A 22,771-nucleotide genomic window follows, 5' to 3' on the forward strand; every position below is an offset into this window, starting at 1 on the left:
GGCAGGGCCGTTCTTGCCGGTCTGCTATTCGGTGATGGTATATTCGCCGAGTTCACACAGGTTCTGCGTATCCTCGAGATCCTCCAGCTCGTCGCCCTGGAACTCGAAGCGCATGTCGTATTTGCAGACGCGGCGGCCGTCGGCGATGGTGATCTCCATCGTCTCACCCGGACCAAGCGCGTTCTTTCCGAAAACGTCTTCTTCCCAGTTGTTGACGCCCACCGGTGAGGTGTAAAAGGCGTTGAGAACCGAATTAGTGCCGTTCTTCAGCGTAAATACCAGGTCATCCGCCTGTGCCGTCCCCGCAACCGTCACCGCTGCGCCGAAGAATGCCGCCATTACCCATTTTGATGTCATGATGTCCCCCTTGCTTTTTGCTCTGGCAGGTAACCCATACAGCGAAATCAGGTGCTTGCAATACAAACTCTTACGGTTGGTTAAGAGGCGAGGCCGTGTTTCTAGATCACTCTTTGTCAGTGTATTTTCGTAAATTAATTTACTGCATTGATGTAAAATAATACAATTTATGTTATTTTATTTATTTCTTTTTCGTTGCATATTTCTGTTTATAGAAGAATTTTTATCTATGGTTTGTCATCCTATTTTTGTATGAAATACTTTATTTCAGGGATTTATATTTGATAATTTGGTTATTTATATGATCTGCTTCCTATTTTTGTGCCGTCGTTTCAAGCTATTTGGTTCTGTTCTTGCGGGCATTCTGCTCGCAGCCGACATGACGCAGGCTTCTGGTCCGTCGCGAACCTGCGGGGATCCGACACCCGCCAGCAATCTCAACGAAATGTTCGACGCGATCTATGCCTGCTGGGTGCCGCCGGAGGACACGGAAGGGTTGGTGGTGACGCTGCGGTTCATTTTGCACAAGGACGGGCAGATAAGGGGAAAGGTGGTCGTCATTGCCGCGCGGCCGCAGGAAGAGAGCCCGAGACGACAGGCCTTTATCGAATCCGCCATCAATGCGGTAAGGCAGGCGGCCCCCGTACCATTCACGGAGGAGTTCGGAAGCCGCATTGCCGGTCGCCCGCTGGAGCCGCGCTTCACGGGAGCAAAACCGTCCTCGGGAACGGGGCTGTAGATATCTCGTGGGGCTATTTTGCCGAGCGTAGCTGTGGAGTCCCACGGCGTCGTTACAGATCGTTATCCGTAGCTTTGCATACTCGGGAGGGACTGGCTGTCGCTGCGTCTGGCATGCCAATGCGATGCTTTAAGTTAGCATCGCAACGTCTTGTCATTTAAAGAAGATTTGGTGGGTGATGTAGGGCTCGAACCTACGACCCGCTGATTAAGAGTCAGCTGCTCTACCAACTGAGCTAATCACCCGACCGGCACCGTGTGGCGGTGTGAGGGGGCATATAAAGGGGAAGTTTTGGGTTGTCCAGCGCGGAAATGAAATTTCTTCGATTTTTGTGACGAAAAAATTTCAGTCGCGCTGGAAAAGCCTGGAAATCCGGGGTTTTACAGATTTTCCTTTTATTCACCCGCGCCTGAAAGCTCTGCCAATGGCGATGAGTATGCAGGCGCCAACAAAGCCGGCGATGAGATAACCGAGCCAGCCGGTCAAAACGATTCCGAATACTGAAAGAATGGCGTTGGCGACGATTGCGCCGACGATTCCAAGAAGGATGTTCATGAAAACACCCATATTGCTTTTCATGAATTGTTCGGCGAGCCACCCGGCGACACCACCGATGATGATAGCTGCGATCCAGCCAATGCCAGCAGATTCCATGATTTCCTCCCATGTTGCTGCATTATCAAAGGTGATGATTCCTGTGGTGAAAAGCAAGCAGACTCCTGAAAACCTCGCCTGATGCGGGTGGTTTTCCGCGCCGCAGGCGCTAAATAGCCTGAAGCGGCGTGAAGAGACGAAAGGCATGGATGTGCGGTTGATGTTCGGCGGATGGATGAATGGCGGGCGGGTGTTCGGCGTGCGGGCGGGTGCCGGCCGGCGAGGTGGCGGCATGGCTTCGATTTTTGCCGTTCTTTTTGCTGTCTTCAGCAGTCTCTGGGTAATGCCGGCGCTGGCGCAGGAAACCACGACACCGGCAACGCCGGGCGCCATCCAGGTCTCGATGGTCGAGCAGACGCGGTCGGACCTCGAAAAATGGAAGGCGGATATCGCATTCATCTCGGGGCAGGTGGAGGCGGGCGGACGCGATGATGCACAGCTCGTCGACCTCAAGGGACGGGCCGACAGCATCGCTGCCGATGCCGCAGCCGCCAATGCCAAACTTCGCGCGCGTCTGGATCAGATCAAGACCCGGTTGGACGCGCTGGGTGCGGCACCCGGCGAAGGCCAGCCCCCGGAAGCGAGCATGGTGACGGAGGAGCGACATCGGCTGACGGCGGAGCGTGGCGAGGTGAATGCCATGGCCAGCGAAGTGGAAGCCACCGCTAACAATGCCGCGCAGATTTCCAACAATATCACCGCGGTTCGCCGGGCGCTTTTTGCGGCCACCCTGTTCAAGCGCACGGAAGTTTCCGCCCAGACCCTGGGTGACGCATCTTCCGCCTTTGTGGCCGAACTGACCAACCTCAACAACGCCTTCAGCAGCTGGGCGGCCTATGTCTGGAACTACAAGCGGTTGCCGATGTTTGGCGCCGTCATGCTGTCGATCATGGCGGCGCTGCTGTTTCTGGTCGGTGGTTACCGCTTTTTCGGCAGCCGCATGGACCGGCGCGCTTTCACGGGCGAGCCTTCCTATTTGCGGCGGCTTTCCGTGGCCTTCTGGTCGACCATGGTGCAATCGCTGTCGCTGTTCCTGTTTCTCGTCACCTCGGCCTTCTTCCTCGATAATTTCAACGTGCTGCGGTCCGACATTGCTCCAATCCTGTTCGGGGCCATGGCGGTCACGGGCTTTGTTTATTTCGTGTCGCGGCTGAGCTATGCGATCTTTGCGCCGACGCAACCGGAGTGGCGGCTGCTCAAAGTCTCCAACAAGGGCGCGCATACGCTGTCTTCAGCGGTGCTCCTGATGGCGCTCGTCAACGGTCTTGATTACCTGTTCGGCACGATCAGCGAGACGCTTTATTCGCCGCTGATTGTCACCGTCGCCAAGAGTTTTGTCGCGTCGATCATTATCGGTCTCATCCTGCTTACCGTCTCGTTCCTGCGTCCGGTGATCGGTGAGGGGCAGGATTCTGATACCGGCCATCAGCGCCTGCCGCGTTGGCTGGTCATTCTGCTGCGGGTGGGCGGTCTCGTTCTCATCGGCGCATGCCTGACCGGTTATGTCGGTCTTGCGCGCTTTCTCGCCACGCAGATCGTCGCCACCGGCGCGGTGCTGGCGACGATGTATATCGGCATTCTCTCGGGCAAGGCGATTTCGCGGCAGGGAGCTTTTTCGGAATCTCTTGCCGGCCGTTATCTCGGACGACGTTTCGGTCTCGGCCCGGTTGCGCTCGATCAGGCCGGTCTTGCCGCCGGGCTCGGCATCTATGCCGTGGCACTTGCTTTCGGCGTGCCGCTCATCCTGTTTTCCTGGGGCTTCCAGCCGGGTGATATCGAAAGCTGGGCCTATCGCCTGCTGACGGGCATCACCGTCGGCAATGCCTCCATTTCGCTGATCGGCCTCTTTGGTGGTGTCCTCGTCTTTGCCATCGGTTACATCATCACCCGCTGGTTCCAGAAGTGGCTGGACAATAACGTTATGGCGCGCGGCCAGGTGGATGCCGGGGTACGCAACTCAGTGAAAACAGGTATCGGTTATCTCGGCATCGCGGTTGCCGCCATCTTCGGCGTCTCCTCGGCCGGGCTCAATCTTTCAAGTCTTGCGCTCGTCGCTTCGGCCCTTTCGGTCGGTATCGGTTTTGGCCTGCAGAACATCGTTTCCAACTTCGTTTCCGGCCTCATCCTTCTTGTGGAGCGCCCCTTCAAGGTGGGCGACTGGGTGGTGACGGGAACGACGGAAGGCACGGTCAAGCGGCTTTCCGTGCGCGCGACCGAGATCGAGACGTTCCGCGGCCAGTCGATCATCGTCCCGAATTCGGAGTTCATCAATTCCTCCGTCGGCAACTGGACACACCGCAACCGCATCATGCGGGCGGAAATTCCGGTTTCGGTGGCGTATGATTCCGATCCGCAGCGGGTCATGGATATTCTGCTGGAACTGGTGCGGGCCCAGCCGCCGGTGCTGCGTAATCCCGAGCCGCATGTGGAATTCCTGCGATTTGGCGATTTCTCGCTCGATTTCGAACTGCGTTTCCACCTCGCGGATCTATCGAACGGGCTTGCCGTGAAAAACGCGCTGCGCATCGCCATTCTCCACCGCTTCCGCGAAGAGGGCATCGCCATCCCGTTCCCGCAGCGCAACCTCAACATCCATGTGGAAGGCGACGCCAATCCGCAAATGCTGGCGGCACTGCTTTCGGAAGAGGGCGACAAGGCGGTGGTTGCCCATACGGGGGCGGCTGCGCCCGTTGCCGGCGCTGTGGGGGAAAAGGATGCGGGCAAGGCAGGTGACAAGACGGGCGACAAGGCCGTTGCGGAACAGCCGACGACGGCGAAGGTGGCCGGCAAGGACAATTGAGCGACTGCGGCCGATGTCGATCATTTGGCCGCCGGTATCGGTTCCGGTGGGTGCGCGACCATGTCTCGCACCCGGCTGCATTGCGGTGGATGGTGGATACTTTCCGGGATAGCTTTTTACTTTGATGGAGGTCGGATATGCCCGGCCGCCGTCATGAAAAATAATCGAAATACCCGCAATGACTGTATTGATATGTAAACTTTAAGTTGATATATTATGGTTATTATTTAGTTTATTTCTTTCCTGTCGGGGTTCAAATGCCGGATCCAGTCGATGAGAATGCCCAGCCTGCCCAGCCTGCCCAGCCTGCCCAGCCTGCCCAGCCTGCCCAGCCTCCGGGCCCCGTTCCTGCAAAAACATCTTTTCGGGATAAGCTGAAAGGGGTTTGGGCGTGGATGCGGCCTCATGCCGCCCGGCTGTCCCTTCTGACGGCGGGGGTCGTTACCGGCTCGGCGGGTCTGTTTTTCCTGATGGGTGAGACGGATGTGACCGACGATTACCTGCCCAAACGCTGGAATGAATCCATCCGACGGCTCGGCATAACGCCGGTCTATCCGCCCCAGGAGGACATCTACGTCGGCGATATCATCGCCGAAGTCGTAGATTCAGGCCATAAGTTTAAATCGCTACCGGACGATCTCCAGAGCGAATCCTTCATTGGCCGCTACGTCAAGGTGACGCAGATACCGGATCTTCGACAATACCTTTCCCTGAAATCGGAAGCCCCTTATTTCGGTGACAATAGCTGGCAGCAGGGTGAGGAAAAGCTTGCCCTTTCGCAGCCGCGCAGCGAAGTCCAAAATAATGGCACGACCTCGGGTCTTGAGGTGAAGGATGTGCTTTTCCCGGTTATCAAGATCGAGCGAAGGGAAGGAATGGCTGGGCTCTGGAACACTATGGGTTTCGGCGGCGCGCGTGCTGATGTCGAGGAAATCGAGCTGCAGAACGTCCAGACCTACGCCATCAATCCTTTTCACGCTCAATACGCATTGATTCAGTTTTGTGCCGGCGAGAAGACGCAGCTCCTTTGTAACGATGAATATCTGCGCGAGAAGCTCTCCTATATTCTTGGCCGCGACATTTTGAGGAGTGCGGAAACCAAAGATTGCGGTCTGCGCTACATCTACGACATCCGGCTGCTTGTGGTGCGGCAGGCATTTCTGACTCGCGGCGTGAAGGTCACCAACGGGCGTGGTCGGTTGATCGAAGCCAATCTGGCCAGCCGTCGGCCCGACATGGAGAAATTGCAGGACGTTGTGACGTCATCGTCCACGGAACCGCCCAAAGACGTTCCGGCAGAGGCCGCCATAAAGGACAGGCTTGCGGCTGAAAACGCCATCCGCAGCGTGAATAGTTCGGGCCTATTTTCTGATCGTCGTTTTGCGCGGCCACTAGTTATCGGGTTCAATTCCGTTTCACTAGGTATGCGTGGCAGCACGCCTGCTTGGAGGGACGATCTGGCGAAAGCCTCCGCTGATAAAAAAGTAAAAGGCACCGTGCTGGCATGTGCGACCTCAACGGAGGTAGGGAAATGAAAAGCGCTTCGATTTTTTTCGGACTTGCCGTTTCATTTTTGATGAATTCGCAAGAGGTGTTTGCACAGCCCGTCAATGGGGTCTTCCTCCCATTTGCCATAGACTGCCGATATGAGATTCCACCTTGCGAGCCTCCACCACCGCCCGGTCCCAGGAGTCCTATTCCCATTCCACCACCGGCACCGGGCGGCGGCGGTATCCATAACTTGCCGGGTGCCCCCGTGCTCAAGGAAACGATCATTATCCCAGGCAATAATATGCTGAAGGACTTCAAGCTGGATGAGCCTAAAATGCTTGATATGCAGAAGGAGCTTCAGAACAGGTGGTCCAAATAGGCGTCTGCTGGTCTTTGGGTGCCATGAGGTTTGAAAATCCTCGACGCTGCCATGGGCAGGTATTTTCCCGACATCCTCTTATTCGTCGTCCTGCTGGGCGGCGGCAATACGACAGCCCACGCCCACAACAGCAATTTCTTCCCTGTCGCAGCACCCTATGGCCATGTCGCAATCAGGCGGCTGAACAACCCGCAAGCGCTTCATATTCCTCCCATCCAAAGCTGGCGGAATAAGGCAAGGCCAGCACTTTTCAGGGGTTCTGTAAATGAAGACACATGCACGGGCGGTGGTGATCGGTGGCGGCGTTGTCGGCGTCTCGACGCTATATCATCTTGCCAAGAAGGGCTGGAGCGACAGCGTGCTCATCGAGCGCAAGGAGCTGACCTCCGGTTCCACCTGGCACGCGGCCGGGCTTCTGCCGCTGTTCAACATGAGCTACTCGGTTGGCCAGATTCACAAATATTCCGTGAAGTTCTATGAGGAGCTTCAGGAAGAGACAGGCATGAATGTCGGTTTCTCCAAAGTGTCCAATATCCGTCTCGCTCGCACCAAGGATCGCTGGGACGAATATATGTATTATGCCGGCATTGCTGAAACGATCGGCGTGCGCGTCAACATGCTGACGCCGGAGCAGGTGAAGGAAATCTGGCCGCTCTGCGAAACGGACGGCCTGCTCGGCGCCATCCAGCATCCTGACGATGGTTACATCCAGCCCGCCGATCTGACGCAGGCGCTCGCCAAGGGCGCGCGTGACCGCGGGGCGACCATCTATCGCAACACGACAGTCACCGCCATCGAGCAGCTTGAAGACGGTCACTGGAAGGTGACGACGGACAAGGGCGAGATCATCGCCGAACACATCATCTCCTGCACGGGTTCGTTCGCGCGCAAGACCGGCGAGATGGTGGGTATCAACATTCCGGTCATTCCGGTCGAGCATCAGTACATCGTCACCGAGCCGCACCCGGCCATTCAGGAACGCCGCCGTCAGGGCCTGCCGGAAATGGGTGTTCTGCGCGAATCCGACTCGGCCTGGTACATGCGCGAAGAAGCGGGCGGCCTGATCCTCGGTCCTTATGAAGTCGGCGCGCCGGTCTGTTATGTCGACGGTCCCTCCGATGACAGCGAATATGAGCTGTTCCAGGAAGAACTCGACCGCCTGATGCCGCATATCGAAACCGCCATGGTGCGCGTTCCGGCCTTTGGCGAAGTGGGCATCAAGAAGGTTTATAACGGCGCGATCGCCTATACGCCTGACGGCAATCCGATCGTCGGTCCCGCGCCGGGCCTGAAGAACTTCTGGCTGAACGAAGGCCATTCCTTCGGTATCACCGCCGCTGGTGGTGCCGGCTGGCAGCTGGCGGAATGGATCGTCGATGGCGAGCCGACGCTCGACCTGATGGGTGTCGATCCGCGCCGCTTCGGCCCTTACGCAACGGAAGGTTACCTCATCGCCAAGAACGAGGAAGCCTATGCCAACGTCTTCACCATGCATTATCCGGATGAAGAGCGCTCTGCCGCCCGTCCGTTGAAGACGACGCCGGTCTATGACCGTCTGAAGAAGCTCGGCGGCGTGTTCGGGTCCGTCTATGGCTGGGAGCGGGCCAACTGGTACGCACCGGAAGGTTATGCGCTGCGTGAGGAAGATCTTGGCGTCGGTGCCGATGTCATCACCAGTCATAACCATGCGCCAGCCCTGGACGACGGCCGTATCGTCGAGAAGTGGTCGTTCCGCCGCTCGAACTACTTCGAGCATGTCGGCAACGAAGTGAAGAACGTGCATCAGAATGTCGGCGTGCTCGATATGTCAGCCTTCGCGAAGATGGAGGTGTCCGGTCCGGGCGCACGGGCTTGGCTCGACAGCATTCTCGCCAATGCGGTGCCGAAGAAGCGCGGCCGTATTGCGCTCACCCATCTCCTGACGCCGAATGGCGGCGTGAAGGCGGAATTCACGGTCTATGAATGGGCGCCGGGCCGCTTCTACATGGTTTCGGCCGGTGGTCTCGAAGCCCATGACCATGACGTGCTGTTCCGCCTGGCGCCGACCGATGGCTCGGTCGTGCTGCAGCCGATCACGCAGAAATATGGCGTGCTGGTTCTGGCCGGTCCGAAATCGCGTGATCTGCTTAAGAAGCTGACCCGCACCAGCCTTGAGAACAAGGACTTCCCCTGGCTCACCGGCAAGCAGATTTCCGTCGGCGTTGCGACGGCGCATGCGCTGCGCGTCAACTTCGTGGGTGAACTTGGCTGGGAGTTGCATCACCCGATCGAGATGCAGAACTACATCTTCGACCGGCTGATGGAAGCGGGCGCTGAATTTGGCATCAAGCCTTTCGGTATCCGCGCCATGGTGTCCATGTCGCTTGAAAAGTCCTATCGCAATATGGGCCGCGAGCTTTCGGTGGAATACAACGCCTATGAATCGGGTCTCGACCGCTTCCTGCGCCCTGAGAAGAACTTCATCGGCCGCGACGCACTGGTGGCCTACAAGGAGGCGGGCCTGAAGTCGGTCTTCTCGACGCTGACTGTGTCGGGCAATACGGATGTTGATGCGCGCGGTTCGGAAGCGATCTTCGATGAAAACGGCGCGCTTGCCGGTCGTGCGACTAGCGGTGGTTTCGGCTGGCGCATGGGCAAATCAATCGCGCTTGCCATGCTCAAGCCGGAATACGCGGCAGTCGGCACCAAGCTCAAGATCCGCATTCTCGGCACGTCCTATGATGCCGAAGTGGTGGAAGAGAGCCCCTTCGACACCGACAACGCGCTTCTGCGCGTATAACACCCAAATCCCCTCCCAAAGTCGGAATACGGCCCCTCGCGGGCCGTATTTCCGTTTAGGTAAGCATGTGCTCAACTGATGCTTTAGGAAAAATGCTATTAATCATTCCGCAAAATGAGCCTGTTATCTTCCGCTTACATTCGATGGGGGTCGGGACAGAATGAATTTCCTGGGCATAACGGGCATGCAATATTCGGGCGTGCCTTTCACCAATAGCCGGATTTTGCTGGCGGAAGACAGCAACGTGTTCACGCAGATGGTGAGCATGCGGCTTAATGAAATGCTGGGCGTTTCCGTGGAGGTTTGCCGCTCATTTGAAGAGTTGCAGGCCTGTTACGAACATTCGTCCGAGCCGGTGACACTTGCCATTTCCAACATCAACCTGCCGGGGGCGGAAAAGGGCGAGGCGCTGGAATATCTGATCGATCTTTCGATCCCGACCATCGTTTTTACCAGTACCTTTCATGAAGCGACCCGCGAAACGCTGATCGCCAAGGATGTTGTCGATTACATCCTCAAGGACAATATTTTCGCCGTGGACATGCTGACGGAATCGGTCTGTCGCTTTCTCACCAATCACCGCCATCATGTGCTGATCGTCGACGACAGCCCGACGGCGCGGGCGCTGCTTTCGAGCCGCCTCAAGCGCTATAATTTCCGCGTCAGCCTTGCCGACAGCGGTGCGAAGGCGCTCGAAATCCTGAAAGCCAATCCCGATATCGGTCTTGTCGTAACCGACTACAACATGCCTGACATTGACGGTTTTGAACTGACGCGGCGCATCCGCACCGTGCGCGGTTCGCATGAGCTACGCATCATCGGCGTATCGTCCTCCACCAACCGGCTGCTTTCGGCGCGCTTCCTGAAGGCGGGTGGCAATGATTTCATGCTGCGGCCTTTCATCGACGAGGAATTTTACTGCCGCGTCAACCAGAACCTCGATACACTGGTGCAGATTCAGCTGGCAAAGGCGGGAGTAAGGCCGGCCGCCTGAGCGGGGCTCCTTTCGTCATAGCTGGGATTCCAGCGGCAGGAAACGCATGATGCCGGCAATGATCCGGCGGCTGATGGCGGCGTCGGGCTCGCGACGATAGATCCTTGACTGCCCCTGTTCCTCCGTTACCCAGACGATGTGTTTGCCCTTGTCGATTTCCAGCTCGAAACTCATCGTCCGGCGAATTTCGTCGGCGAATATCTCGTCCATACATGCAACTAGTGCTGCAGAGCTAAACACCACGCCCATTTCCGTGTTGAGCGAGGCGGACCGTGGATCAAAATTGAGTGAGCCGATGTAGCCCCTGTTGCCATCTCGCGTGAATGCCTTGGTGTGCAAACTTGCCTGACCCGAGCCGCGCAGGGTGAAATTCGGCTGATCCGCCTGCGCGCGCAGCTCATGCAGCCGCACGCCGCTGGCGAGAAGCGGTTTTCGATAGCGGGCATAACCGGCGTGAACGGCAGCCACATCCGTTGCGGCCAGCGAATTCGTAAGGATAGCGACGGAGACGCCGCTTTCGGCAAGTTGTGAAAATATCCCCAATCCCTGTTTGCCGGGAATGAAATAGGGGGAGGTGATATGCAGGCTGTCGCGTGCCTCCTGCATCAACGGCAGCAGGCTTTCCATCAGGAAGTTGTGACCCTTGCGGCGTTTGCCTGCCGCCTTTTCCGGTGGATCGGCCAGAACATCTGCCGCCTCGACCCAGTGTAGGCGGTCCGACATCAGGAAATGGTTGCGGTCATACTGGCTTTCGACGCGCTCCAGATAGGGTTTGGCCGCCTCGCTTTTGGGCAGCGCATCCAGTTCGCGCCGCAACTTGGCAAGTTTATTTGGCCTGCGCGCCAGCAGCGAGCGTACCGGCACGGAAACGGCGCTGTTCCAGTAATCATCGAAGATTTCGGTGGCGTCGGCGACGATCCTGCCGAAACCGAGAATGTCGAAATCGTGGAAATTCGCCCGCTCGGCGGCATCGAAATAGGCGTCGCCTATATTACGTCCACCGACGATCACGGCGCGGCCATCGGCAATCCATGCCTTGTTGTGCATACGCCGGTTGACGCTTCGGAAGCGCAGCACCAGTTCGAGACTGCGATGCAGGATATTTTCCCGCGCTCGGGTGGGATTGAACAGGCGAAGTTCGATGTTGGGGTGGCTGTCGATGGCGTGGAAGATGCGGTCTGACATGGAGACGCCGAGATCATCGAGCAGCAGCCGCACGCGTACGCCACGGTCCGCGGCGGCAATAACCTCGCGCATCATCAGCCGCCCGGTCAGGTCGGCATTCCACATGTAATACATGAGATCAAGACTACGCCCCGCCGCCCGTGCCGCTGCCACGCGTACGGCAAAGGCATCAAGGTTGGAATGCAGCAGGCAAAGTGCGTTTTTCTCGTTCCAGCCGTTCCTGATCGATTGCCAGTGACGGTCCAGCGCCGTTTCGTCTTCGGCAACGGGGAGGGCCGTGGAGGGGCGTTTGGGAATGGCCTTTTCCCGCTGTTTGCCGATGACGACGAACAGGCTCGGCCCGATGAGCACGAGAAGAATGACGATGAAGACCGTAAATGCAGTCACTTGTTTTGATCGCTCCCGGCCCGAAGATTATCAGGCACAACGCAAACGCGCGAGGGGAGAAAGGGTTCACGGCACAGGGTTCTGTGGATTGAATACGCTGTTTTCCAGGTGCCGAAGGGGCTTGTGAATCAGATAAGTGTGTGCTTATGTGTTGTCATGACTGAGAACGATATTTTCCGGGCGCTGGCCGATCCGACGCGCCGTGCCATTTTCGAAAAGCTGGCTGACGGCGCGATGAACGCTTCCGCCTTGCGTCAAGGCATCGAGATCAGCCAGCCTGCCATGTCGCAGCATCTTTCGGTGCTGCGCGGGGCAGGGCTGGTGGTGGAGAAGCGGCAGGGCCGTTTCGTCAATTACGAAGTTGATCCGGACGGGCTGACGCGGATTGCGGCCTGGCTCGGGAAATATCGCGCCTATTGGCCACAGCGCATTGAGGCTCTCAAACTCCTGTTGAAGGATATGGACCAATGAACAGGCAGACACCGGAAGCACCTAAAAACGGCATCGCGCTTGAATATGATCTGGACGAGCCGCCGCAGAAAGTGTGGCGCGCCATCAGCATTCCGGCGTTCCGCGAACACTGGTTGCCGAACAAGGTTCTGGCTGAACCTGACGCGATCGACATCAAGCCCGGCGAGGAGCTTCGCTACCGGTTGCGCGAGGATAATCCGCCATTTCTGGAAAGCACGGTTACCGTCAGGATCACGGCGAATGCTGATGGCGGCACCATCCTCAGCATCATTCACGATCTGCCCGTCCGTACCGTCCGCGTGACGAAGGCCGCCGCAAACCACAACGGTTCGCCGATCAAGCTCGCCGCCTGACGCGTAACGTTCCTCAACATTTTAACGACAGGAGTTCGCCGATGCGCGAAGTGATGCAACTCGTCCCTATGGTCGTCGAACAATCATCAAGGGGAGAAAGGTCTTTCGACATCTATTCCCGCCTGCTGCGGGAAAGGATCATCTTCCTCAACGGCGAGGTTAACGATGCGGTTTCCGCGCTGGTCTGCGCACAATTGCTTTTTCTCGAAGCGGAAAACCCGAAGAAACCGATCCATCTTTATATCAATTCTCCGGGCGGCGTCGTCACGAGCGGTCTGGCGATGTATGATACCATGCATTACATCCGCGCCCCGGTTCACACACTCTGTATGGGCACGGCACGTTCCATGGGATCGTTTCTGTTGATGGCGGGCGAACCGGGCGAGCGCACAGCACTTCCCAATGCCAGCATCCATATTCATCAACCGCTGGGCGGTTTCCAGGGACAGGCGTCGGACATGCTGATCCATGCCGAAGAGATGCAGCAGACCAAGCACCGCATGACGCGGCTTTACGCCGAACATTGCAAACAGAGTTACGAGAAATTCGAAGCGGCCATGGATCGGGATTTTTTCATGACGGCGGAGCAAGCCTTGGAATGGGGCCTGATCGACCGCGTTCTGGGCGTCCGTGAAGATGTCGCGGCGTAGTGCCGGGAACTACCCGCAAGATGTTGCTTCCATATCAACGCAAAAGGCAGCGCCCTGCGCTGCCTTTCAAGGGTTGGTCCGGATAATCAAATATCCAGATTATCCGCAAAGGCCGCCCGTTCCTGAATGAAGCGGAAACGGGCATCAGCCTTAGTACCCATCAGATTGTCCACCGCCTCGCGGGTGCCTTCGAAATCCACGTCATCGATCTCGACGCGCAGCAGGGTGCGCTTTTCGGGATCCATGGTGGTTTCCTTCAGCTGCTGGGCCATCATTTCGCCAAGGCCTTTGAAGCGGCCAATTTCGACCTTCTTGCCCTTGAAGACGGTTTCCATCAGCTCGGCGCGGTGGGCGTCGTCGCGGGCATAGGCGCTCTTGGCGCCCTGGCGAATGACGTAGAGTGGCGGCACTGCCAGATAGAGGTGATTACCGCGAATGAGTTCCGGCATTTCCTGATAGAAGAAGGTGATGAGCAACGAGGCGATGTGGGCGCCGTCGACGTCGGCATCGGTCATGATGATGATGCGCTCATAGCGCAAATCTTCTTCGCGGTACTTGGTGCGGGTGCCGCAGCCGAGCGCCTGGATGAGATCGGCGATCTGCTGGTTGGCGGAGAGTTTTTCGCGGCTGGCGCTGCCGACGTTCAGGATTTTGCCGCGCAACGGCAGAATGGCCTGATTGGCGCGGTTGCGCGCCTGCTTGGCTGAGCCGCCAGCCGAGTCACCCTCGACGATGAAGAGTTCCGCACCTTCGGCCGTGTTCTGGGAGCAATCCGCGAGCTTGCCGGGCAGGCGCAGCTTGCGCACGGCGGTCTTGCGGTTGACTTCCTTTTCCTTGCGGCGGCGCATGCGCTCTTCCGAGCGCTCGATGACCCAGTCGAGCAGCTTTGCCGCCTCGGCCGGATTGCCGGTCAGGTAATGGTCGAATGGGTCGCGCAGCGCGTTTTCGACGATGCGCTGGGCTTCGACGGTGGCGAGCTTGTCCTTGGTCTGGCCGACGAATTCCGGCTCGCGGATGAAGACGGAGAGCATGCCGGCAGCCGAAATCATCACGTCATCGGTGGTGATGTCCTTGGCGCGCTTGTTCTGCGTCAGGTCGGCATAGTTTTTCAGGCCCTTGGTGAGCGCGATGCGCAGGCCCGCTTCATGCGTGCCACCTTCAGGCGTTGGGATGGTGTTGCAATAGGAATGGATCTGCGTGTCGCCCCCATACCAGGTGACTGCCCATTCCAGCGCACCGTGGCCGCCGGTCTTTTCGGTTCGCCCGGAGAAAATCTCGCGGGTGACGGTGAATTCCTTGCCGAGCGTGGCGGCGAGGTAATCCTTGAGGCCGCCGGGGAAATGGAACACGGCCTTTTCCGGTATTTCGCCACCGGCGGGCACAAGACCGGGATCGCAGCTCCAGCGGATTTCAACGCCGCCGAAGAGGTAAGCCTTGGAGCGAGCCATGCGGAAAATGCGGGCCGCCTCGAATTTCGCGTGATCGCCGAAGATCTGTGGATCGGGATGGAAACGCACACGGGTGCCGCGGCGGTTATGCACGTCGCCCAGCTCTTCCAGCGGACCGATCGGCAGGCCGCGCGAAAAGCGCTGGCGGTAAAGCTTGCGGTTCCGCGCGACTTCGACTTCCAGCAGGTCGGACAGCGCATTCACCACAGAAACGCCGACGCCGTGCAGGCCGCCAGAGGTCTCGTAAGCCTTGCCGTCGAATTTGCCGCCGGCATGCAGCTTGGTCATGATGACTTCAAGCGTCGACTTGCCTGGCACCTGCGGGTGGTTCTCGACCGGGATGCCACGGCCGTTATCCGTTACCGTCAGGAAACCTTCGGCATCGAGATGGACCTCGATGAAATTGGCGTGACCGGCAACGGCCTCGTCCATGGAGTTGTCGATGACTTCGGCAAAGAGATGATGCAGCGCCTTTTCGTCCGTGCCGCCAATATACATGCCCGGGCGCATGCGCACCGGCTCGAGGCCTTCGAGTACGCGGATCGATGAGGCGCCGTAGTCGTCACCGGTGGGAGATACGGGCGGGGGGGGAGCGGACGAAGCGACGGGGGCAACGGCTGCCGGTTTAGGCTGCACATTCACATTGGCGGCAGCGGTCGCCGGGGCCTTCGCGGGTTTCGCCGCGTCCTCGTTCGTATCCGTGTCGCTGTTTCGTGCTGCCGGAAGACCGGAGAAAAGATCGTTGCTGTCGTCCATCATGTCCAAAGTTCAAAAGCGTGTGTCAGAATTTCGCCATGCGAATCATTATGCCATCGGCGTCAATCATAACGCCAAACGCGGTTCCCGTCCGATTGAACCGGGTTCGTCTGGGCGAGCGCGGCGCATCCTATGCCACAATTGTGTCAGGGTTTCGCAACAGGAGGATTGCGCTGCCGGCCTTGCGATGGCAAGTCTCGCAGCCACGAATGAACGGTTAGCCAAGGCATGTCCACAGCTCATTTCACGTTTTGTACTCTTTTTAGCCTGACTGTGGCGGCCATGCCCGTCGCAGCCTCTGCCGCCGAGGGCCCGCTGCGGCCTTTCAAGGACGAGTTGTTTTCCGCGCAGACGGTGCTTTCCACGGGCGATAGCGGCGCATCCGAAGTCATCGACTATCAGGAGATGCGCGATATCAACGGCCGCGACGAGGTGCCGGAGCGACGGGTGAAGCGGCAATATGTGGATATGGCGCCGAAGAAGGTGCAGGCGCTGGAAACCATGTCCGTTGAGGGCAGGGCGCTTGAGGTCGGTCGCGTCGGACCGGCTAGCGGGCAGGCGTTCACCGTCATCTTCATCCATGGGCGCGGCGGTGACCGGCGGCTTGGCATGAACGATTATACGTTCGGCGGTAATTTCAACCGGCTGAAGAATCTGGCCGTCGCCAATGGCGGCACCTATTACGTGCCGAGCGTTCGGTCCTTCGATGAGAACGGCGTTGCCGATGTAGCTGCACTGATTGCCGATGCGGCCAACAAATCGGGCGGAAAGCCCGTCATTCTGACTTGCGCCTCGATGGGCAGTTTCATCTGCTATGGCATCAGCCGTGACAAGGCGGCGGTCGCTAACCTTAAGGGCATGGCGATCCTCGGTGGTGCTGTCGATCCCGACTTTCCGAAAAGCGCTTTCGCGAAGGCAAAGAAGCCGGTCTGGTTTACCCACGGCAGCGCCGACAAGGTTTATTCGGCCGACAGCCAAGCGACGATCTTCCGCACGTTGTTGAAGGCTGGCGAGCCGGCGCGGTTCACGCGTTACGAGACCGGCAGTCACGGCACCCCGGTGCGAATGACCGACTGGCGCGTGGTTTTGAACTGGATTTTCAGCCGATAGGGGAGCATTCCGGGCCCGGTCACGACAAATTTTCCAGATTTGCCGCTGGTTTTAACCCTTGGACCGCTTTTTTGTACCAATTGCCGCCGGCTGCGGCTAAAGGAATATCCGGGAAATTCAGGCAGAGCTTCTGTCTTGATCAAGGGCCGGCTGCGGCCGAGGGATGGGGCGCGTTTGCGGCGCTCCTAGACAAAGGGAATGGGATACGCATGACGCCGAATGTTCGACCGCTTGTTGCCGGAAACTGGAAGATGAACGGCACGCGTGCCTCGCTCGATCAGATCAAGGCCATGGCAGAGGGCGTCAAGGGCGCACTGTCCGAGAAGGTGGATGCGCTGATCTGCCCGCCTTCGACCTTGCTCTACGTGGCAACGGCGCTGTGCGATGACAGCCCGCTGATGATCGGCGCGCAGGATTGCCACCAGAATGCCTCCGGCGCGCATACCGGCGATATTTCCGCCGAGATGATTGCCGACTGCTTCGGCACCCATGTCATCGTTGGCCATTCGGAGCGCCGCACCGACCATGCCGAGACCGACCATCTGGTTCGCGCCAAGGCATCCGCCGCCCATGCGGCCGATCTCATTGCCATCGTCTGCATTGGGGAAACGGCGGATGAGCGCAAGGCGGGCCAGACGCTCGATATCCTGAAGCGCCAGCTTGCCGGCTCCCTGCCGGATGAGGCGACCGCGGAAAACACCGTTATCGCTTATGAGCCGGTCTGGGCGATCGGCACCGGTCTTACCCCTACCACGGAAGATGTGCGCGAGGCCCATGCCTTCATGCGGGACGAGCTCGTCAAGCGCTTCGGCGATGCCGGCAAGACCATGCGCATTCTCTATGGCGGCTCGGTAAAGCCCGCCAATGCGCTGGAGCTGATGGGCGTGGAGAACGTGGATGGCGCGCTGATTGGTGGCGCGAGCTTGAAAGCGTCGGACTTCCTGTCCATCTATGCGGCATATGAGCGACTGACGGCCTGAATGAGGCTTTCCTGAAAGAGTATCGGGAAAGGGGCTTGGAATAAGCCTTCGCCTCATGTAAAGAGCCGCAAAACCTTCTTTATGGTGCTCCGTGCGGGGCATGGAATGGATTGTCATGCAGACCGTTTTGATTGTTATTCACCTCATGATCGTGCTGGCGCTTGTCGGCGTGGTCCTGATCCAGCGTTCCGAAGGCGGCGGCCTCGGCATCGGCGGCGGTTCGGGCTTCATGTCCGCGCGCGGAACGGCCAATGCGCTGACCCGCACCACGGGCATCCTCGCCGCGCTGTTCTTCCTGACGTCGCTCGGCCTTGGTCTCATGACCCGGTACGAATCGCGCCCGACCGATATTCTGAACCGTATTCCGGCCACTCAGGGACAGGGTAACGGCATTCTCGATACGCTCGGTCCGTCGACGACGGCACCGGCAACACCGGCTCCGGCTGAAAATGGCGTGCCGACCAATAGCGGTGCTGCTGCACCGGCCCAGAACGCACCGGCACAGACCACACCGGCTCCGGCCGCTTCCGGCACGGCCGCCCCGGCCCCGGCGCAGCCAGCCGATCCGAACGCAGTTCCGACCGGTCAATAAGCCCGGTTTTGATTTAACGCTCCGGCAGGCCAAAAGCCTGCCGGTTTTCTTTTGTTCGTATTCCGGCCAGTTGAATTACACATTCGTCAACAGCGAATTTGTAACAGCATGAAATTTGGGCTGGCGGAATCAGAGGTAAAAAGGTATCCGGTGAATCCCATGGCGCGATATGTATTCATCACAGGCGGCGTGGTCTCCTCTCTCGGTAAGGGCATCGCAGCTGCTGCACTCGGAGCTTTGCTGCAATCCCGTGGTTATCGGGTGCGGCTTCGCAAACTCGACCCCTATCTGAACGTTGATCCCGGCACCATGAGCCCGACACAGCACGGCGAAGTGTTCGTGACTGACGACGGTGCCGAGACGGACCTCGACCTTGGCCACTATGAACGCTTTACCGGGCGTTCGGCCACCAAGACCGACAACATCACCACCGGTCGCATCTATAAGAACATCATCGACAAGGAACGGCGCGGCGACTATCTCGGCGCAACGGTTCAGGTCATTCCGCATGTCACCAACGAAATCAAGGATTTCGTGATCGAAGGCAATGACGATTACGACTTCGTCATCTGCGAGATCGGCGGCACGGTGGGTGACATCGAGGCGATGCCGTTCATGGAAGCGATCCGTCAGCTCGGCAACGATCTGCCGCGCGGCACGGCGATCTATCTTCACCTGACGCTGATGCCCTACATTCCGGCAGCAGGCGAGCTGAAGACCAAGCCGACCCAGCATTCCGTGAAGGAACTGCAGGCGCTCGGTATTCACCCCGACATCCTCTTGGTGCGCGCAGACCGGGAAATTCCGGAAGCGGAACGCCGCAAGCTTTCGCTGTTCTGCAACGTGCGTCCTTCCGCCGTCATCCAGGCGCTGGATGTGGCGAATATCTATGACGTTCCGATCGCCTACCACAAGGAAGGCCTCGATTCGGAAGTGCTGGCCGCGTTCGGCATCGAGCCAGCGCCCAAGCCGCGTCTGGAACAGTGGGAAAAGGTCTGCAACCGTATCCGCACGCCGGAAGGCGAGGTCACGATTGCGATCGTTGGCAAATATACCGGCCTCAAGGACGCGTATAAGTCGCTGATCGAGGCGCTGCATCACGGCGGCTTTGCCAACCGCGTCAAGGTCAAGCTGGAGTGGATCGAGTCGGAAGTCTTCGAAAAGGAAGATCCGACGCCATACCTTGAAAAGGTCAACGGCATTCTGGTTCCGGGCGGTTTCGGTGAGCGCGGTTCTGAAGGCAAGATCATGGCGGCGCAGTTCGCGCGTGAGCGCAACGTGCCCTATTTCGGCATCTGCTTCGGCATGCAGATGGCGGTCGTGGAAGCGGCGCGTCATCTTGCCGGCATCGAAAATGCATCCTCCACCGAATTCGGCCCGACTGCCGAGCCGGTTGTTGGTCTGATGACCGAATGGGTGAAGGGCAACGAGCTGGAGAAGCGCTCCTCCAAGGGCGATCTCGGCGGCACGATGCGCCTCGGCGCCTACAAGGCGGCGCTGAAGAAAGATACCAAGATCGCCGAGATTTACGGCTCCACGGATATTTCCGAGCGCCACCGTCACCGCTACGAGGTGAATGTGGACTACAAGGACCGGCTGGAAAATTGCGGCCTCGTCTTCTCCGGCATGTCTCCAGATGGTGTGCTGCCGGAAACGGTGGAATATCCTGACCATCCGTGGTTCATCGGTGTTCAGTACCACCCGGAACTGAAGAGCCGCCCGCTCGACCCGCATCCGCTTTTCGCAAGCTTCATTGAAGCGGCGGTGGAGCAGAGCCGGCTGGTTTGACGGTTTGGAAGGATTACGAAGAGGGTCGCGAAAGCGGCCCTTTTTTGTTTGGGCGATCGTGCGTCTCAGGATGCACGGTGCGATGGCTCGCTTACGCGCCTTACCCCAGAAAATTATGCTTCTGGAGCCACGCCTCGTACCAGTTCGGCCATTCCACCGTAGGGTTGCCGGGCTTGCCCATGCCGAACCCGTGGCCGCCGGATGCGATCGGATGAAATTCGACGTCTACGCCAGCCTTTTCACAGGCGTCTCGCATGAGCCGGCTGTTGGCTGGATTGGAAATTCGATCGTCATCGGCCTGCGTCAGAAAAATTGGCGGGCAATCCTTTCGCACATGGCTTTCGACCGACCATTCGCGCATGGCCTTTTCTGTCGGGTGTCTGCCGACAAGCGATCTGCGGGTCGAGGTATCGTCATAGGGAATTTCAAGCGTGATAACGGGGTAGATCAGCGCTGCAATATCCGGGCGGGCTGATTGCCCGTCAATGTCGTCGATACGTTCGTAAGACGTAAATGCCGAGCGGGCGGCGGCAAGCCCCATCAGATGGCCACCCGCTGAAAAGCCGAGCGCGCCGATCCTGTGCGGATCAATCTGCCAGTCTGAAGCGCGTGCACGCACCAGACGAAACGCGCGCTGCACATCCTGCAACGGTGCGAGGGGTCCGAGGGCCCATCCTTCAATCGGCAGGCGGTAGTTGAGGACGAAGGCATAAATGCCTCTGGCCGCGAGCCAGCGGGCGGCGGGATAGGATTCCTTGCCTTCCTCTATGCGTTTATATCCACCGCCTCCTGCGATGATCATCGCTGACCCATTTGGCTTTTCCGGGGCAAATATCTCAAGGCTTGGTATGGCGATGTTGGTGACGGCGCCTTTGTTGCTGATATCCGAGGGACCATCCGGACCGCCACCGCCCGGAGGCCGGTTGGGCCAAAGGGCAATGCGAGGCCGATCGTCCTCAGCAAGCAGATTTGGGACTTTCATCGCTGTTGCGAGGAGTCCGCCGGCAAAAAGCAGGCTGCGGCGGCAGATCATGATGTGGTCCTCAATCGCGCATTGCGTGTTCAGTCTTTCCCCGAACAGCAGTGTATGAGGTCGATATAAAAAGCCAATTGGTCAATCTTGCGGGCGATCCGATCCTGGCTCGGTAGACACTCACAAAAAACGGGCCCGAAGGCCCGTTCTAAATCCAGCGACAAATCCCGACCGGCTTACTTCGGCCCGATCATGTTCTCCGGGCGCACATACTGGTCGAATTCCTCGTTGGTGAGGTATCCGCCACCAACGGCTTCTTCGCGCAGCGTCGTGCCGTTCTTGTGGGCGGTCTTGGCGATCTTGGCGCAGATGTCGTAGCCGAGCTTGCTGTTCAGCGCCGTCACCAGCATCAGCGAGTTTTCGACGCCCTTCTTGATATTGTCTTCGCGGGCCTCGATGCCCACGACGCAATTGTCGGTGAAGGAGACGGCGGCGTCGCCGAGAAGCTGGACGGACTGCAGGAAGTTGTAGGCCATCATCGGGTTATAGACGTTGAGCTCGAAGTGGCCCTGCGAACCGGCAAAGGAGAGCGCTGCATTGTTGCCGAAGATGTGGGCGCAAACCTGCGTCAGTGCTTCCGACTGGGTGGGGTTCACCTTACCCGGCATGATCGACGAGCCGGGCTCGTTTTCCGGCAGCGAGAGTTCACCGAGACCTGCGCGGGGGCCGGAACCGAGGAAGCGGATGTCGTTGGCGATCTTGAACAGTGCCGCTGCTGCCGCATTGATCGCGCCATGGGAGAAGACCATGGAATCATGCGAGGCGAGCGCTTCGAACTTGTTTGGCGCGGTGACGAAGGGCAGGCCGGTGATCTTGGAGATTTCCTCGGCGACCTTTTCGGCGAAGCCGATGGGGGCGTTGAGGCCCGTGCCGACGGCCGTGCCGCCCTGGGCGAGCTTGGAAAGCGCGGGCAGGGTGGTTTCGATATTGGCGATGGCGGAGGCGACCTGCGCAGCGTAACCGGAGAATTCCTGGCCGAGCGTTAGCGGCGTCGCATCCTGCGTGTGGGTGCGGCCGATCTTGATGATCTTTTCGAACTGCTTGACCTTGGCTTCCAGCGCCTTGTGCAGGTGCTTGAGGGCCGGCAGCAGGTGGTGAACGATTTCTTCCACGCAGGCGATGTGCATCGCCGTCGGATAGGTATCGTTCGAAGACTGGCTCATATTGACGTGGTCGTTGGGATGAACGGGCTTCTTGCTGCCCATCTCACCGCCGAGCATTTCGATGGCGCGGTTGGAAATCACCTCATTGGCGTTCATGTTGGACTGGGTGCCGGAGCCGGTCTGCCAGACGACGAGCGGGAAATGCTCGGTCAGCTTGCCGTCGATGACTTCCTGTGCGGCGGCGATGATGGCTTCACCGATCTTCGGGTCGAGGCCGGCAAGCGCCATATTGGCGCGGGCGGCGGCCTGCTTGACGATGCCGAGCGCGCGAACGACCGATGCCGGCTGCTTTTCCCAGCCGATCTTGAAGTTGCCGAGCGAGCGCTGCGCCTGCGCGCCCCAGTAGCGATCGGCCTGAACGTCAATAGGGCCAAATGTATCGGATTCCGTCCGTGTGGCTGTCATCAATCTTGCCTTTTTACTTGTTTTCCTCCGCCAAAACGGCGCCTTCGCCCGCCTTGCGCGGCCGATATATAGAATCATCGCGGCAGCAAAGAAAGCCGCTGTCATGCGGTGCGGGAAGATATTTCCCCTTGGGTTGCGGTGATTTTCGTGTGCCCGCGGCGGTACGGCGAAAAACGGGCTTGCGTGTCATTTTTACTACGTCATGAAAATGCCCGAAAATCTGTGCCGTGCCTCGCCCGACGGCGATGCGCGGTCAA

At 58.7% G+C, this 22,771-nt stretch carries 19 protein-coding genes and 1 tRNA gene; 13 read left to right on the forward strand and 7 right to left on the reverse strand.

The window, feature by feature from the left end; translation table 11 throughout:
• Positions 1–24: 24 nt before the first annotated feature.
• Positions 25–357: a hypothetical protein gene (locus tag ACFVTJ_RS04615; protein ID WP_386904990.1), complete on the reverse strand. Its 333-nt coding sequence runs from the start codon at positions 355–357 to the stop codon at positions 25–27.
• Positions 358–736: 379 nt separating this feature from the next.
• Between ACFVTJ_RS04615 and ACFVTJ_RS04620 the strand changes: the two genes are divergently transcribed.
• Positions 737–1,096: an energy transducer TonB gene (locus tag ACFVTJ_RS04620; protein ID WP_386904992.1), complete on the forward strand. Its 360-nt coding sequence runs from the start codon at positions 737–739 to the stop codon at positions 1,094–1,096.
• 169 nt (positions 1,097–1,265) lie between these two features.
• On the opposite strand, the gene ACFVTJ_RS04625 is transcribed toward ACFVTJ_RS04620, so the two are convergent.
• Positions 1,266–1,341, reverse strand: a tRNA-Lys gene (locus ACFVTJ_RS04625).
• 154 nt (positions 1,342–1,495) lie between these two features.
• Positions 1,496–1,750, reverse strand: coding sequence for a GlsB/YeaQ/YmgE family stress response membrane protein (locus ACFVTJ_RS04630; RefSeq protein ID WP_269711426.1), 255 nt, complete (start codon positions 1,748–1,750; stop codon positions 1,496–1,498).
• 145 nt (positions 1,751–1,895) lie between these two features.
• On the opposite strand from ACFVTJ_RS04630, the gene ACFVTJ_RS04635 reads away from it, so the two are divergent.
• The 5 genes from ACFVTJ_RS04635 (at position 1,896) to ACFVTJ_RS04655 (ending at position 10,193) form a co-directional block, all read left to right on the forward strand.
• Positions 1,896–4,550, forward strand: coding sequence for a mechanosensitive ion channel family protein (locus ACFVTJ_RS04635; protein ID WP_386904993.1), 2,655 nt, complete (start codon positions 1,896–1,898; stop codon positions 4,548–4,550).
• 395 nt (positions 4,551–4,945) lie between these two features.
• Positions 4,946–6,085, forward strand: coding sequence for a hypothetical protein (locus ACFVTJ_RS04640; protein ID WP_386905283.1), 1,140 nt, complete (start codon positions 4,946–4,948; stop codon positions 6,083–6,085).
• Positions 6,082–6,420 (forward strand): hypothetical protein, encoded by a 339-nt coding sequence (locus tag ACFVTJ_RS04645; RefSeq protein ID WP_080816929.1) that lies wholly within the window; start codon positions 6,082–6,084, stop codon positions 6,418–6,420. The genes ACFVTJ_RS04640 and ACFVTJ_RS04645 overlap by 4 nt, the downstream gene beginning before the upstream one ends.
• Positions 6,421–6,685: 265 nt before the next feature.
• Complete coding sequence (locus tag ACFVTJ_RS04650) at positions 6,686–9,199, forward strand: FAD-dependent oxidoreductase (protein WP_386904996.1); 2,514 nt, start codon at positions 6,686–6,688, stop codon at positions 9,197–9,199.
• A 160-nt stretch (positions 9,200–9,359) separates the two neighbouring features.
• A complete protein-coding gene (locus ACFVTJ_RS04655) occupies positions 9,360–10,193 on the forward strand; it encodes a response regulator (RefSeq protein WP_386904998.1) in 834 nt (277 codons plus the stop codon).
• Positions 10,194–10,208: 15 nt separating this feature from the next.
• Here the strand turns inward: ACFVTJ_RS04655 and ACFVTJ_RS04660 are convergent, their stop codons facing one another.
• The gene (locus tag ACFVTJ_RS04660) at positions 10,209–11,765 is read right to left on the reverse strand and encodes a phospholipase D family protein (RefSeq protein WP_386904999.1); all 1,557 of its coding nucleotides are present in this window, start codon (positions 11,763–11,765) and stop codon (positions 10,209–10,211) included.
• 156 nt (positions 11,766–11,921) lie between these two features.
• Between ACFVTJ_RS04660 and ACFVTJ_RS04665 the strand changes: the two genes are divergently transcribed.
• From ACFVTJ_RS04665 to ACFVTJ_RS04675, 3 genes are read left to right on the forward strand one after another with little or no spacing between them, the layout of a single operon-like run.
• On the forward strand, positions 11,922–12,236 hold the full coding sequence (locus ACFVTJ_RS04665) for an ArsR/SmtB family transcription factor (protein WP_386905000.1): 315 nt from the start codon (positions 11,922–11,924) through the stop codon (positions 12,234–12,236).
• Positions 12,233–12,589, forward strand: a complete 357-nt coding sequence (locus ACFVTJ_RS04670) for an SRPBCC domain-containing protein (protein ID WP_386905001.1) — start codon at positions 12,233–12,235, stop codon at positions 12,587–12,589. The genes ACFVTJ_RS04665 and ACFVTJ_RS04670 overlap by 4 nt, the downstream gene beginning before the upstream one ends.
• A 41-nt stretch (positions 12,590–12,630) precedes the next feature.
• Positions 12,631–13,239: an ATP-dependent Clp protease proteolytic subunit gene (locus tag ACFVTJ_RS04675; RefSeq protein ID WP_386905004.1), complete on the forward strand. Its 609-nt coding sequence runs from the start codon at positions 12,631–12,633 to the stop codon at positions 13,237–13,239.
• A gap of 86 nt (positions 13,240–13,325) precedes the next feature.
• On the opposite strand, the gene parE is transcribed toward ACFVTJ_RS04675, so the two are convergent.
• Complete coding sequence (gene parE, locus ACFVTJ_RS04680; RefSeq protein WP_386905006.1) at positions 13,326–15,446, reverse strand: DNA topoisomerase IV subunit B; 2,121 nt, start codon at positions 15,444–15,446, stop codon at positions 13,326–13,328.
• 225 nt (positions 15,447–15,671) lie between these two features.
• Here parE and ACFVTJ_RS04685 point away from each other — a divergent pair, with 225 nt between their 5' ends.
• The 4 genes from ACFVTJ_RS04685 (at position 15,672) to ACFVTJ_RS04700 (ending at position 19,913) form a co-directional block, all read left to right on the forward strand.
• Positions 15,672–16,553 (forward strand): alpha/beta hydrolase, encoded by an 882-nt coding sequence (locus tag ACFVTJ_RS04685; protein ID WP_386905008.1) that lies wholly within the window; start codon positions 15,672–15,674, stop codon positions 16,551–16,553.
• A 209-nt stretch (positions 16,554–16,762) separates the two neighbouring features.
• The gene (gene tpiA, locus ACFVTJ_RS04690; protein WP_386905010.1) at positions 16,763–17,533 is read left to right on the forward strand and encodes a triose-phosphate isomerase; all 771 of its coding nucleotides are present in this window, start codon (positions 16,763–16,765) and stop codon (positions 17,531–17,533) included.
• A 115-nt stretch (positions 17,534–17,648) separates the two neighbouring features.
• Positions 17,649–18,125, forward strand: coding sequence for a preprotein translocase subunit SecG (gene secG, locus ACFVTJ_RS04695; protein WP_386905012.1), 477 nt, complete (start codon positions 17,649–17,651; stop codon positions 18,123–18,125).
• Between the two features lie 159 nt (positions 18,126–18,284).
• Positions 18,285–19,913: a CTP synthase gene (locus ACFVTJ_RS04700; protein WP_386905013.1), complete on the forward strand. Its 1,629-nt coding sequence runs from the start codon at positions 18,285–18,287 to the stop codon at positions 19,911–19,913.
• A 100-nt stretch (positions 19,914–20,013) separates the two neighbouring features.
• Here the strand turns inward: ACFVTJ_RS04700 and ACFVTJ_RS04705 are convergent, their stop codons facing one another.
• Both ACFVTJ_RS04705 and fumC read right to left on the reverse strand, forming a co-directional pair.
• Complete coding sequence (locus tag ACFVTJ_RS04705) at positions 20,014–20,946, reverse strand: alpha/beta hydrolase (RefSeq protein ID WP_386905015.1); 933 nt, start codon at positions 20,944–20,946, stop codon at positions 20,014–20,016.
• Between the two features lie 176 nt (positions 20,947–21,122).
• Positions 21,123–22,514 carry a class II fumarate hydratase gene (gene fumC / locus ACFVTJ_RS04710; protein ID WP_386905017.1) on the reverse strand — a complete coding sequence of 464 codons (1,392 nt, stop codon included), beginning with the start codon at positions 22,512–22,514 and terminating at the stop codon, positions 21,123–21,125.
• Positions 22,515–22,771 lie beyond the last annotated feature (257 nt).

This window comes from Agrobacterium sp. NPDC058088 (genome assembly GCF_042885035.1).
Taxonomy (GTDB): domain Bacteria; phylum Pseudomonadota; class Alphaproteobacteria; order Rhizobiales; family Rhizobiaceae; genus Agrobacterium.

What these genes read in the sequence shown, in the direction of transcription:
- ACFVTJ_RS04700 (WP_386905013.1), top strand. Translation starts at nt 18,285, where the DNA reads ATGGCGCGATATGTATTCATCACAGGCGGCGTGGTCTCCTCTCTCGGT.
- ACFVTJ_RS04705 (WP_386905015.1), bottom strand. Translation starts at nt 20,946, where the DNA reads ATGATCTGCCGCCGCAGCCTGCTTTTTGCCGGCGGACTCCTCGCAACA.
- ACFVTJ_RS04655 (WP_386904998.1), top strand. Translation starts at nt 9,360, where the DNA reads ATGAATTTCCTGGGCATAACGGGCATGCAATATTCGGGCGTGCCTTTC.
- ACFVTJ_RS04635 (WP_386904993.1), top strand. Translation starts at nt 1,896, where the DNA reads ATGGATGTGCGGTTGATGTTCGGCGGATGGATGAATGGCGGGCGGGTG.
- ACFVTJ_RS04615 (WP_386904990.1), bottom strand. Translation starts at nt 357, where the DNA reads ATGACATCAAAATGGGTAATGGCGGCATTCTTCGGCGCAGCGGTGACG.
- ACFVTJ_RS04670 (WP_386905001.1), top strand. Translation starts at nt 12,233, where the DNA reads ATGAACAGGCAGACACCGGAAGCACCTAAAAACGGCATCGCGCTTGAA.
- tpiA (WP_386905010.1), top strand. Translation starts at nt 16,763, where the DNA reads ATGACGCCGAATGTTCGACCGCTTGTTGCCGGAAACTGGAAGATGAAC.
- ACFVTJ_RS04685 (WP_386905008.1), top strand. Translation starts at nt 15,672, where the DNA reads ATGTCCACAGCTCATTTCACGTTTTGTACTCTTTTTAGCCTGACTGTG.
- secG (WP_386905012.1), top strand. Translation starts at nt 17,649, where the DNA reads ATGCAGACCGTTTTGATTGTTATTCACCTCATGATCGTGCTGGCGCTT.
- ACFVTJ_RS04665 (WP_386905000.1), top strand. Translation starts at nt 11,922, where the DNA reads ATGACTGAGAACGATATTTTCCGGGCGCTGGCCGATCCGACGCGCCGT.
- fumC (WP_386905017.1), bottom strand. Translation starts at nt 22,514, where the DNA reads ATGACAGCCACACGGACGGAATCCGATACATTTGGCCCTATTGACGTT.
- ACFVTJ_RS04630 (WP_269711426.1), bottom strand. Translation starts at nt 1,750, where the DNA reads ATGGAATCTGCTGGCATTGGCTGGATCGCAGCTATCATCATCGGTGGT.
- ACFVTJ_RS04675 (WP_386905004.1), top strand. Translation starts at nt 12,631, where the DNA reads ATGCGCGAAGTGATGCAACTCGTCCCTATGGTCGTCGAACAATCATCA.
- parE (WP_386905006.1), bottom strand. Translation starts at nt 15,446, where the DNA reads ATGATGGACGACAGCAACGATCTTTTCTCCGGTCTTCCGGCAGCACGA.
- ACFVTJ_RS04640 (WP_386905283.1), top strand. Translation starts at nt 4,946, where the DNA reads ATGCGGCCTCATGCCGCCCGGCTGTCCCTTCTGACGGCGGGGGTCGTT.
- ACFVTJ_RS04650 (WP_386904996.1), top strand. Translation starts at nt 6,686, where the DNA reads ATGAAGACACATGCACGGGCGGTGGTGATCGGTGGCGGCGTTGTCGGC.
- ACFVTJ_RS04620 (WP_386904992.1), top strand. Translation starts at nt 737, where the DNA reads ATGACGCAGGCTTCTGGTCCGTCGCGAACCTGCGGGGATCCGACACCC.
- ACFVTJ_RS04645 (WP_080816929.1), top strand. Translation starts at nt 6,082, where the DNA reads ATGAAAAGCGCTTCGATTTTTTTCGGACTTGCCGTTTCATTTTTGATG.